Origin of the sequence: Xenorhabdus vietnamensis, assembly GCF_002127535.1 — a bacterium.
Lineage (GTDB): Bacteria > Pseudomonadota > Gammaproteobacteria > Enterobacterales > Enterobacteriaceae > Xenorhabdus > Xenorhabdus vietnamensis.
In genome coordinates, this window is sequence record NZ_MUBJ01000006.1 from 51418 (window position 1) to 62891 (window position 11474).

Consider the following 11474-nt stretch of genomic DNA (forward strand, 5'->3'; position numbering starts at 1 on the left):
TTAATTAAAGGTTGATTAAAACGACAGGCGCAGTGCCAGTGCGGCCAGCGTCACGAACAGGACCGGAATGGTCATCACGATCCCGACGCGGAAATAATAACCCCATGAAATAATGATGTTCTTCTGCGCAAGAACATGCAGCCAAAGCAACGTCGCCAGACTCCCAATGGGCGTGATTTTAGGTCCCAGATCACTGCCAATAATATTGGCGTAAATCATGGCCTCTTTGATAACACCCGTCGCCGTGCTGGCTTCAACAGAAAGTGCACCCACCAGGACGGTAGGCATGTTGTTCATCACCGATGACAGGATTGCCGTCAGAAAACCGGTGCCCAGCGTGGCTCCCCAAAGACCATAATCAGTCAGGGTATTCAGCATGCCTGACAGGACATCGGTGAGACCGACATTACGCAGGCCATACACCACCAGATACATCCCAAGTGAGAAAATAACGATTTGCCAGGGCGCTTTTTTCAGTACGTTGCCCGTATTGATCACATGGCTCCGGCGAGCAACCAGCCATAGGACAAGAGCGGCGACAGCAGCAACCAAACTGACGGGTACGCCTAAAGGTTCAAGAGCAAAAAAACCTGTCAACAACAGGGCAAGCACAATCCAGCCGGTTTTAAATGTTCGCACATCACGGATAGCCTCACGCGGTAATTTCAATTTCGCAACGTCATAGGTCTTCGGAATATCTTTGCGGAAAAACCCGTGCAACATGGCAAGCGTAGCAATGATGGCGGCGATATCGACCGGCACCATCACTGAGGCATAGTTATGAAACCCCAGTTTGAAAAAGTCAGCCGAGACGATATTCACCAGATTGGAAACGATCAACGGTAAACTGGCGGTATCGGCAATAAATCCCGCCGCCATGACGAACGCCAGCGTGGCTCCCCGGCTGAAACCGAGCGCCAGAAGCATCGCAATCACTATCGGGGTCAGAATCAACGCCGCGCCATCGTTTGCGAACAGCGCGGCGACACTGGCCCCGAGCAAGATAATGTAGGTGAAAAGCCAACGGCCTTTCCCTTTTCCCCAACGTGCAACATGCAGGGCTGCCCATTCAAAAAAACCTGATTCATCAAGCAGCAGACTGATGATAATGACGGTGATAAAGGTTGCCGTAGCGTTCCAGACAATTTGCCACACCACTTGAATATCACTGACATGGACAACACCGGTGATCAAGGCAAGTGTGGCACCGATGACGGCGCTCCAGCCAATGCCAAGCCCTTTTGGTTGCCATATCACCAGGATCAGAGTCAGAATAAAAATTGCCCCTGCAAGCCACATAGTTTTCTCCTAAATATACATATGTGAAAAATCGAATATGTTTGAATAAATTTTTTTCTTGTTACTGACAGACGGATTTACCGCTTGTTGTCGGGTTAATCTTCTGAAATCGCGTACTCAACTGAGCTATCTCAGCCTGCTGACATTGAAAAGCCTGTTCAAGGACATTGGCTGCCCAGACAGGGATATGTGGAGACAGACGATAGTAAATCCATTTACCTTCCCGTCGATCTAAAAGCAACCCGGCTTCGCGAAGCATGGCCAGATGGCGCGAAGTTTTAGACTGCGGCTCCTGAAGTGCCGTTGAGATGTCGCAAACACACAGCTCGCCAGTCTCACGCAGCAGCAACATGACGCGGAGGCGTGTCTCATCGGAGAGGTATTTGAAAAAATGAAGCGGGGTAAGCTGAGTCATAAACACTCCTATTGCTGAACTGAATATCATACTCAGGAGTAATGGCTCGTCAATAATACATTTGTTTAAGTAAATATGTTTTTGAGGAAAGAGTTAAAAACCCGATTGCTCAATATGATGTATTTCACGGGAAATCAGCTGATCATAAACAGGCGATTTTTTAGTCACTGCTGGCAGTGCCAGCAGTGCTCATTTTTCAATCAATGACATTACAATGATATTTCGCCTGTGTCAGTCGCTGGCGAATCTCTTCCACCATACTGCGGACATGGGTTTGTGAGGAGGGTGACGCAGGGTGTTCAGTTTCCTGTGTGCATCTCACTGGCATCTTTGCAGGAACAGGAATTGCAACAGTAGTTTCAGCCTGTGCATACAGTTGCCCGTTCCGTGCCCGTTTCATTATTGTCAGCAGCCAGCCGACCGGATTGCCGATTTTTCCTGCCCGCAACGCCTTGTCCAGACAGCTCAGTATGGTCTGCGCTTGTTCAGCAGGCAAGGCCTGCAACTGGCTGTTCAGCATCGTCACATCTTCCGGTTCCAGTTGTCGGCAAAGCCCTTCTGGCAGAAAAACAGCGGATTGCGGATCGACGTATGTTTTTTTATTCACACTCTGTGTGAAAGAACGTACATAACGGTTCGGTTTAGTTGATTCACTGTAAGGCATTGATTTCAGACTGAGTTCGGAGTCCGAATTCAGCTTAACCTGCCCCTCTTTTTGACTCAGTCCGGTTTCCGAACCCGGCTTGATTTCCCTGAGTTCGGTTTGATTATCCCCTTGTTGAAGAGATTGACACATCACCCTTTGCTGCGGCGTCTGAACGGCACTTAACCTCTCTTCCAGCAAGCGAATATGACTATGGCGATGGCGCATCAGTGGGTCTTCTTTGATGTCAGTCATGACCTCCCAAGCCGTCTGGCTGATAGTGCGGTTTTTACTGCGACAAGCTTCCGCCACGGTATCCAGCCAGTGGGGATCGAGAATTTCAGCATCACGGCAGGTCAGGGGTTCATCGTGTTGGGCGTAAATATTACCCCGCACCCGCCCGTGTTCATCGCGGATACGCTTGCATAAACTCAGCCAGCCAGTGATTCGTAACATCAGCAATACCCGGCTAACGGTTTCACGCGATGCCTTGCCTTTATAGGGGGACGCCAGCAATACTTGTAATTCGTCATAACTGGGGAAAACTGCACCTTCATTTTGCTGGGCGTACAGGCGGATCATCATCCAGCCCGTTTTATCCAGCGGCGACAACCGATCATCCAGTAATAGACGGCGGGGATAGGCATCCTGAATATTCCCCATAAACAGCAGACCACTGCGCAATTGTGAGACGTCATCGTCGGCACGTTGTTCCAGACGCATTTTCATCCTGGCGATGGTATGAGCAATTATGCTGTCTGCTGACAGGTTTTTCATGATCCCGTTCTCCGGCTTTCGCCTTTAACTATTTGTCTGTAAAAATAATGTCAGGGATGCACCCTGTAGCAAAAACAAGGTGCAGAATGACACGACTTCAATACTGGTTATTTACGAATTTCATTGTTGTAACGTTCATGGAGCATCAGCTCCCACGATTGCCCGTTATCACGGCTCAACAACCGCCAGAACAACCCCACATTGATTTTCAGATACCCAGTACCTTTTTCTTTCAGCCGGATATAATTACGCTCTCCCCGCTGGTAACACCTCACCTGATACTGTGCCTTGCGACGAAATGACAGCGGGCTCATCAAGGGCACATGCAGGCCGGGCATAATTTCCGTTAATTTTCCTGACATCGTTTCCTTCATATTCCTTTCATGCCTGTTTTTTCACTGGTGTTGATGATCTACTCTGTTGCCAGTCTTTGACGGCATTCCAGACAGATGTCAGCGAGATACCATGGTGCTCAGCCACATCCATCATGATATCCAGCCCTTCGACGCTGTCCGCATCGGCAATCTTTGCCGCCTGCCAGCGTTGCCACAGGTCCCTGTTTTCCATTTCGGTCAGCACCGAAACCCGCCCTGATTTCGCTGTGATGCCAGCAATACGCCGACGGGCCGCAACTTCCAGGCTGGACAGGCCAAAAAAATAGTGCATCAGGTCAATCGATCCACTGAGTTCCAGCGCCCGGTCAATACGTTGCATCCGTAGCTGTTCGATACGCGCCTGATGTAAGATGCGCGCCAGATTGGCATGGTGAATTTGCACGCTCAGCACCGATACCGGGCTGTTGCCCAGATAATGCAGATCCTCAATCGTCAGGCTCTGTAACATCAGCATCTCCGAGGGTGCCGGCCCCAATGCCTCGCAACGGCGGATATAGCCGTTTTTCAAATCCATCACCAACTGCAATAACAGACTGTTGGTTGCTTGCGATAAATGATTCATACACTTCCTCCACTATCAGGCCAGTCAAAACACAATGAATGAACAACACACTGAGAAGCAGGCACCCCGTACCGATATCGCTACATCGTTAACGTCTCCAGTGCAACCCCCCGCTGAAGCTCACGCAGACGACGGATAACCCGAATGAGGCGTAAGAACTTCACGGTCTGGGTATCGTCCAGTAAAGGCACTTCTTCCCGTCCGGCCGTCCCCAGCAAAACGGCTGTCAATGTCAGTTCATTGCCATCATTAGCAATTTCTCCGGTCAGGGAGTGCAATAAAGACGAAAAAGGATGAGCATCCTGCCCGTCAATCAGGCAAAATCCCGCCGCTCCCGCATCCGATACAGGCAGCAAATCGCCGTCACAACCCATCACTTCCGCCAGTTCAAACGCCAGCCGGAAGGCCATACTTTGCAGATGATCGATATCGTCCTGCATCGGGGAAATGTCCCAGACGGAACTGACCGGCTCCAGCCCGGTCTGGGCAAAGTGCAGGCATTCGGTTTCAGAAACAGATATTACCGTTTCTGGCGGGTTATCCGCACAATCCGGCTGATAAGGTGGTATCACCGGATTTTTGCAGGGAGAAATGGCAGGCGTTTGTACTTTATCGACCGGAGCGCGTGCTGCCTCAGTGTCAGGCGAAATTATTCGCGGATTCGATTCCTTGTTTTGTATTCGAACCCGATCCGCTTTATTCGTCTCAGGCTCTTCCGGTATAGAGCCAAACGCTGTAGCCTGTTCGCCAAAAAGTTGCCGACGGTTACTTTCTTTCGGATCTAACTCCAGTATCCAGCGGTCATAATTCAATAATGGATGCGGCAATGCCTGTAATAAATCGCCGATCAGTTCATCGCGGAACATCTCCGGTGACCAGTCTTCCAGTGCATCAAACTTACGGCAACAGAGACCAAAAACTTCATCAAAGGTTACAGTAGGTTCCGGGTTTATACTGAAAACATGTTGTTGCCAGAAGTTATCGGCATTCTGACGCAACGCCAATAAAGGACGTATTTGTGGTGTTCCCAACCCGGACGCCAACAGATTAGGCATCCACGGGTAAAGGTACTTCACGGTATGTTCCATCCGGCTGATGTGACCGTCGCTAACGGGAAAACCGGCTTCACTGAGCAACGCTGAAAATTCACGCAAACTGATTTTTTTCTTTTTCTGCGCTTCATAAATCGCTCTGGCCTTGCAGATCCCTAATGCTTTTTCAATAAAGCTGAGGTCACCCCGCAGTTCATTTTCAGCTAAGTGCCCGATAACACACTGTAGACGCCCCGGCCACGGTTTAAACAGGCAATGCACACGGTAAAAACGTTCATCGCCGGTTTCCCGCCACAGCTCGGATAGAATTTGATAGCGCGTATTCCCGCCATCACTGAAGATATAAACCTCGTCACCGTCCGGATCGCGGGTGACTTTCGGCACCGTATCCAGCCCACGGGCTTTGATCGAGGCTTTAATATCGTCATAACGGGGATTGCGGCTGGTGCGGGGGTTATCCGGATTCGGGCGAAGTTGATCCAGCGTTAATACCATTGGCATTTCCGCCATCGGCTGGCCATCATCGAGCGTGACGACTGCCTGCCGCCCCTGCTGTAACAAGGCATTGCCTAAATTCAGTGTATTGCGTCCCATCTTTACCTCCCGCTGCCATCGAAATCAGAAAAACGGGTATATTGCGCCTCAAACCGCACACGTACCGTGCCTGTCGGTCCCTGACGCTGCTTACCGATAATAATTTCGGCGATCCCAACATCTGGAGTGGCCTCGTGATAGACTTCATCGCGGTAAAGATGCAATATCAAATCAGCGTCCTGCTCCAGCGAGCCGGAATCACGCAGATCCCCATTATTGGGGCGTTTCTCAGGGCGGGCTTCGACTTGTCGGTTAAGCTGGGACAGTGCCAGCACCGGGCAATCCAGCTCTTTGCCTAACGCTTTCAGGCTGCGGGAGATATCGGCTATTTCCTGTGTACGGTTTTCCTGTCCGGGGGCACACATCAGCTGAAGGTAATCCACCATAATCAGGGCAGGCTTGCCATATTTACGGGTATAGCGGCGGGCACGGGCACGCAATAAGGCCGGTGTCTGGTGGCTGCAATCATCAATAATCAGCCGCTTATCCCATTGGGTAAACTGATCCAGACTCTGGCTGATGCGTCCCCACTGTTCATCATCCAGTAGACCGCTGCGCAGAGCACTTAATGCTACGCTGCCTTCCATCGCCGACAAACGCAGCATCAGTTGGGCGATCGGCATTTCCAGACTGAAAATCTGCACTACCGCATCCTCACAGCTTCGTAATGCACCGAGGCAAAACGCCAGTGCCAGTGCGGTTTTGCCCATTGAGGGGCGGGCAGCCAGCAGGATCAGATCCCCCGGCTGTAAGCCACAGGTCATTCCATCCAGCACCTGAAACCCGGTCGGCGTGCCGGTGATCCCGTTGCTGCCCTGAATGCGTTCCAGGTGAGCAATCAACGCCTCCGCCCCTTGCAGCAGGGTGACTTCCTGCTGCTGTCTGGCCGCCCCTTTTTCTGCCAGGCTGAACAGCTGGCTTTCCGCCTGTTCGGCCAGGGTAGCGGCCTGAACATGGGGTTGAAAAACATCCACGCTGAGGGATTTGCCCAGCACCAGCAACTGACGCAACTGACTTTTTTCTGCCACCATGCGGGCATATTCCACAATATTGGCGGCACTGGGCGTGTTTTTACACACTTCCGCGACGTAGGCAAAGCCCCCAACGCTGTCCAGACACCCCTGATGAGCCAGTAAATCAGTCAGGGTGAGCAAATCATACGGCGTGTTTTTTTCCGTCAGCTCCGCGATGGCCAGGTAAATGTGCCGATGTGCCGGAAAATGAAAATCTTCCGGCGTCAGCAGTTGAACAAGGTCATCCCAGCGATCATTATCCAGCACCAGTCCGCCAATCACGGCAACTTCCGCATAATAATTGCAGGGCTGGTCTTCGCTGACGGTCTGTATAAAATCATGCGGAAAGTCCATCTTTGGCCTCCTGACTGACAGTATTCAGCGCAGCCACTAACCGCTGTTGCAGACAGGGTGACGAGACCCAGAACAGCACTTCGTTGGCAGTTAAATACTGCGGTTTACCGTGCTCCCAGCCACATTCCAGCAGGGCCAAATCATTTGGTGTCCCGTGCATCAGTGACAGTGCACGTAACTCTTCTTCACCGCGGGGACTGAAATGTTCAACGATGTCAGACGAAACGTTCCAGACAACCGATAATAACGCCTGAAATTTTGCCAGCGCCGTTTTACGATCCGGCGCATCAACAAACACAAACCACTCATCCTGCGTATCCGTGAACGGCAATTCGGCATTGTCGTAACAAAAGCAGACAGCACGCCAGATAACATTCATTGCACGTCTCCCGTGGGTTGGTAAACCAATACCGCATCAAACTTCGCCGCCCATTCGGGGAACAGTTCACAAGCCAGACTGTGCATGGTCCGCGCCGCCGCCGGACTTTTGCGTGAAGTTTTGTATTCCAGACGATGGACAGGCTGGGCACGGACATGCCCCAGTTTGTAGATATCCAGCAGATCAATACGGGTGTTCAGCAACTGATAAACCCTTCTGCCACCCAACGCTGACGTGTCGTACCGTTGCTGTTCGATAATATCGGTCAGCTCATTGAGCGTATCCCGATCCAGATTGGTGCCTTCAATCCCGTTCGCCAGTATCTGAATGACGGGTAGTTGAATGCCGTAATTTTCAAATGGTTTGAGGCGGGTCAACATCCGCAACGTGCCGCGCAGAAACTCACGTACATCCGGCAGAATAGGTTTAATTATCCCCAGCACAAACTGAGTGGCGGTCAGTACCACCAGTTCAGTCATCACGCCGGTAGCGCCTTTGGAGTCAATGATAATGACATCATATTGATGAAAACGTGGATGTTGCAGGATATTGCGCAGGCGCAGGCGGCCATCCGGGGCATGCAGCATGGCCGTCGGCAGAAGCTCATCAGGATCATTGGAGACAATAATATCGAGATTGCAGATCGCCGAGCGGGAAATGATCGCATCTGCCTGACTCAGATCCACCGTCTGCATCAGCAGTTCATACAGCCCGGCAGGCGCTTCATAGTCCAGGATAAAAATACTGCTGGACGTGGGTTGGGAATAATCGGCGTCAATCAGGAGAGTTTGTAGACCGGCATCAGCAAAAAATCCGGCCAGATTCGCGGCATGGGTGGATTTACCTTCGCCGCCTTTGGGGGAAATGATGGGAAGTATTTTCATTAGTACACTCAATAAGTTAAGTGTACAAATTGTCAAATTAGGGAATTTTACATTAAATTAACTTACGATGGGATTGAAAATCCCCGTGTCGGTGGTTCGATTCCGCCTCCGGCACCACTTCAACTTCCAGTGAAGTCCAGCCCAGTCAAACAATTCTTAGCAAATCCTGCAAAATCAATACTATTTCCTATTTCTACGTCTAGTTTCGTCTGTTGCAATCAATATGCAGCGAAAGACATAATTCGGGGCACTTACCGTTCGATTACAAGGATGTCCTTAATAATGAAACTTAACGCCCGGGGAATTTGAAATGGCCTTCGTAAAAATGTCCAATTTTTCTTGAGCAGAACAGGCTCCCGCCAGAAGGCTATTTGGACATTCATGAGGCAATGAGGGATATCACCTACTATTTGGACGGGTATTACAACGACATCCGTCTTCATCGCTTTAATGGGGGAATGCCCTCCCCTCAGAAGACGAAAGACAATGGGAAGAGGCAAGAAATGTGTCCGAAACTTCTTGACTGCTACACACATCCACTATTCAAGATATTACTTCAGGGCGAGTGTCACGTATTCAAAGTGTGTATTGTGAATTTCATTGTATTGCATCTAATTCTGTTGAGAGCATATAAATTGCTTTACAACCTTAATCGTAAAGTTGTGCTGCAATCAAAGCTTTCAATACATTAAATACACAACCAAAAAAAATTAATAAATACATTAATAATGATATAGATGTTTTAGAAGAAACTGTAAATGATGTTAGATTTATTATTTTTGAAGGTATTGGCATATACCCATATGGGGGAACTCACGTCAAAAAACTAAAATAAATAAAAGAAATAAAGATAGAAGGAAGGAATAAAAATCAAAAAGAGATCAAGGCACTATAAAATATAATATTTTATAAAAAATAAATTTTATGATGGAAAAATCCATTCGTTAAAGTTAAAAAGGCAGGAAAAAGTAAATTTAAGGATGGTTTATAACATATTCTATTCTTTTTATAATCTTCTCTCCTATCAGACAATTTCAAATAATAGGGCGGTATTTTACTTTGTAGAAAAAACAATCATTACACAAATGTTGATAATTTCGCGCATTCAATACGATTTTATTGATAGGTTTCGATATCTGTTATGTGTGATTTTTATGCAAAATGAACGACACCTCACAAGGCGTTGGTGCATGCCTTTTAGCACTTAAAAGTTTTACTTGGGAGCAATTATTGGCGATTCTAGCTGTTATTACCACTATCATTCTGTATCTTGTGAATATCAGTGAATATGATGCTTATCATTGACTGTTAAATCAGAATCCAGTTTCGCCAGTGGAAACTCAATTAGTTACAATAGTTACTACCACATGTACAATTATTTTTTACAACAATAAGTTAACAATCATTATGACATACAGTTTATTATCTAAAGATATTTGGGCCTTGGGTTTTATGACCTTTGCCTTATTCGTCGGGGTAGGAAATATCATTTCCCCGCCTATAGTTGGCTTGCAGGCGAATGAGCATGTTTGGAGCTCTACTGCTGGCTTTTTGCTCATAGCTGTGGGCCTAGGTACATATGCTGACACTGTATCTATTCGGGGGTTAGCATGAGTCAACAATGGACATCCCGTCTGGGGCACGTATTAGCAGCAACTGGCTCTGCCGTTGGCATTGGTGCCATCTGGAAATTCTCGTATGTTTCAGCAACAAATGGTGGCGGTGCATTTCTGATTGTATTTTTATTATTTAGCTTTGTGATTGGATTAGCGGTTCTGTTAGCTGAAAACATACTGGGAAGCAGTACGGGTGAAGTGGCCGTTGATGCATTTAAAAAATTACTTGGTAAACACTGGGGGTGGGTTGGCTTTACAGGTATATTTAGTTCATGGTGTATCTATAGCTTCTACAGTGTTGTCGGTGGTTGGACCATAGGTTACACGGTAATGGCGAGTACAGGAGAGTTGAATATTACAGACATCTCTCAGCTGACATCCATTTTCACTAATTTCATCAGCAATCCATGGTGGCCAATACTTGCACATCTGGCATTTTCAGGACTAACCTGTTTCGTGGTATTATCTGGTGTGCAAAAAGGTTTGGAAAAATCAGTTAAAGTCATGATGCCACTGTTATTCTTGATCATGATAGTGTTAATTATTATCGGCATCCGCTTACCTGGTTCATCAGAAGGACTAAAATTATTCTTATACCCAGACTTCAGTAGCTTAACCGGAAAAGGTGTTTTAGATGCACTAGGGTTGGCATTTTTTTCACTGTCTATCGGTTTGGGTATCCACATTACGTACAGCTCCTATTTGCCTAATAACAAAGGTATTGGTAAATCGAGTATCTGGGTTGTCATCCTCTCCTGTTTGGTCTGTGTATTGGCTGGCCTGATGATTTTTCCAGCTTTGGCCGCTGCGGGCTTAAAACCAAATGCGGGGCCCGGATTAACGTTTATGACGATGCCAATTTATTTCGCCAGTCTGCCTGGTGGCTCAATCTTAGCAGTCACTTTCTTTTTATTGTTGTTAATGGCCGCGCTGACCTCATCAATTTCATTACTTGAGCACATTGTTGCTTATGTTCAGAAGCGTTTTAAATGGTCGCGTCGTAAAACAAGCTTAATAGTCACCGCATCGATTATGTTAATGGGGATACCTGTTTCCCTATCTTTTGGTCCTCTAAGTCACGTCACATTAGGTGGAAAATCCATCTTCGACATGCTGGACTTTATTACTTCCAATGTTCTAATGCCTTTGTTCGGGATTATCATTTGCCTCGTATTTGGCTGGTCACGTAAGGTCAATGCACTAATACCGGATAATATGTCATCGAGGAACCGTCAGTGTTTACTGTTTATATGGAGATATGTCGGACCTTTATGTATCGGAGTAATTTTGGTACACGGGCTTATTTGATTGTGTTAGGCGTTGATGCTAAATCTTCAGGCATGCCAGACTCTTCAAGTAGTGGATACGGTGGATCAACTTTTGAAGGTTCATCTGGGTAGGCTTATTCTCCGAAAGGAAAATAATCACAAATAATAATGGGTAACTCATCACCTGTATGAAAGCGTCTGAATGGACGCTTTGTTATTTCAG

At 47.8% G+C, this 11474-nt stretch carries 10 protein-coding genes and 1 pseudogene; 2 read left to right on the forward strand and 9 right to left on the reverse strand.

All coding sequences use genetic code 11. The annotated features are described in order from the left end of the window. Positions 1-15 precede the first annotated feature (15 nt). The 9 genes from Xvie_RS07395 to Xvie_RS07435 all read right to left on the reverse strand — a co-directional run bounded on the left by Xvie_RS07395 (position 16) and on the right by Xvie_RS07435 (position 8367). Positions 16-1299, reverse strand: a complete 1284-nt coding sequence (locus Xvie_RS07395; RefSeq protein WP_086108696.1) for an arsenic transporter — start codon at positions 1297-1299, stop codon at positions 16-18. A 61-nt stretch (positions 1300-1360) separates the two neighbouring features. After that, positions 1361-1714, reverse strand: coding sequence for a metalloregulator ArsR/SmtB family transcription factor (locus Xvie_RS07400; protein WP_086108697.1), 354 nt, complete (start codon positions 1712-1714; stop codon positions 1361-1363). 196 nt (positions 1715-1910) lie between these two features. Beyond that, complete coding sequence (locus Xvie_RS07405; protein WP_086108698.1) at positions 1911-3134, reverse strand: STY4528 family pathogenicity island replication protein; 1224 nt, start codon at positions 3132-3134, stop codon at positions 1911-1913. Between the two features lie 107 nt (positions 3135-3241). Continuing rightward, entirely contained in the window at positions 3242-3496 is a 255-nt protein-coding gene (locus Xvie_RS07410) for a ParE family toxin-like protein (RefSeq protein WP_086108699.1), read from the reverse strand. 19 nt (positions 3497-3515) lie between these two features. Next, positions 3516-4091, reverse strand: a complete 576-nt coding sequence (locus Xvie_RS07415; protein ID WP_086108700.1) for a DUF2857 domain-containing protein — start codon at positions 4089-4091, stop codon at positions 3516-3518. An 80-nt stretch (positions 4092-4171) separates the two neighbouring features. Further along, on the reverse strand, positions 4172-5737 hold the full coding sequence (locus Xvie_RS07420) for a ParB family protein (RefSeq protein WP_086108701.1): 1566 nt from the start codon (positions 5735-5737) through the stop codon (positions 4172-4174). A gap of 2 nt (positions 5738-5739) precedes the next feature. Next, positions 5740-7104: an SPI-7-type island replicative DNA helicase gene (gene dnaB-PI / locus Xvie_RS07425; protein WP_086108702.1), complete on the reverse strand. Its 1365-nt coding sequence runs from the start codon at positions 7102-7104 to the stop codon at positions 5740-5742. Further along, a complete protein-coding gene (locus Xvie_RS07430; protein ID WP_086108703.1) occupies positions 7088-7483 on the reverse strand; it encodes a hypothetical protein in 396 nt (131 codons plus the stop codon). Before Xvie_RS07430 ends, dnaB-PI begins: the two co-directional genes overlap by 17 nt. Next, positions 7480-8367: a ParA family protein gene (locus tag Xvie_RS07435; RefSeq protein ID WP_086108704.1), complete on the reverse strand. Its 888-nt coding sequence runs from the start codon at positions 8365-8367 to the stop codon at positions 7480-7482. The genes Xvie_RS07430 and Xvie_RS07435 overlap by 4 nt, the downstream gene beginning before the upstream one ends. 1407 nt (positions 8368-9774) lie before the next feature. Between Xvie_RS07435 and Xvie_RS07450 the strand changes: the two are divergent. Together Xvie_RS07450 and Xvie_RS07455 are read left to right on the forward strand one after the other, a co-directional pair. After that, positions 9775-9939: pseudogene (locus tag Xvie_RS07450) on the forward strand (branched-chain amino acid transport system II carrier protein); the annotation flags it as partial. A 38-nt stretch (positions 9940-9977) separates the two neighbouring features. After that, the gene (locus tag Xvie_RS07455; protein WP_086108707.1) at positions 9978-11291 is read left to right on the forward strand and encodes a sodium-dependent transporter; all 1314 of its coding nucleotides are present in this window, start codon (positions 9978-9980) and stop codon (positions 11289-11291) included. The last annotated feature ends 183 nt before the right edge of the window (positions 11292-11474 follow it).

Coding starts and splice junctions, on each gene's coding strand:
- Xvie_RS07410 (WP_086108699.1), bottom strand. CDS start 3,496: ATGTCAGGAAAATTAACGGAAATTATGCCCGGCCTGCATGTGCCCTTG.
- Xvie_RS07400 (WP_086108697.1), bottom strand. CDS start 1,714: ATGACTCAGCTTACCCCGCTTCATTTTTTCAAATACCTCTCCGATGAG.
- dnaB-PI (WP_086108702.1), bottom strand. CDS start 7,104: ATGGACTTTCCGCATGATTTTATACAGACCGTCAGCGAAGACCAGCCC.
- Xvie_RS07455 (WP_086108707.1), top strand. CDS start 9,978: ATGAGTCAACAATGGACATCCCGTCTGGGGCACGTATTAGCAGCAACT.
- Xvie_RS07405 (WP_086108698.1), bottom strand. CDS start 3,134: ATGAAAAACCTGTCAGCAGACAGCATAATTGCTCATACCATCGCCAGG.
- Xvie_RS07395 (WP_086108696.1), bottom strand. CDS start 1,299: ATGTGGCTTGCAGGGGCAATTTTTATTCTGACTCTGATCCTGGTGATA.
- Xvie_RS07435 (WP_086108704.1), bottom strand. CDS start 8,367: ATGAAAATACTTCCCATCATTTCCCCCAAAGGCGGCGAAGGTAAATCC.
- Xvie_RS07420 (WP_086108701.1), bottom strand. CDS start 5,737: ATGGGACGCAATACACTGAATTTAGGCAATGCCTTGTTACAGCAGGGG.
- Xvie_RS07430 (WP_086108703.1), bottom strand. CDS start 7,483: ATGAATGTTATCTGGCGTGCTGTCTGCTTTTGTTACGACAATGCCGAA.
- Xvie_RS07415 (WP_086108700.1), bottom strand. CDS start 4,091: ATGAATCATTTATCGCAAGCAACCAACAGTCTGTTATTGCAGTTGGTG.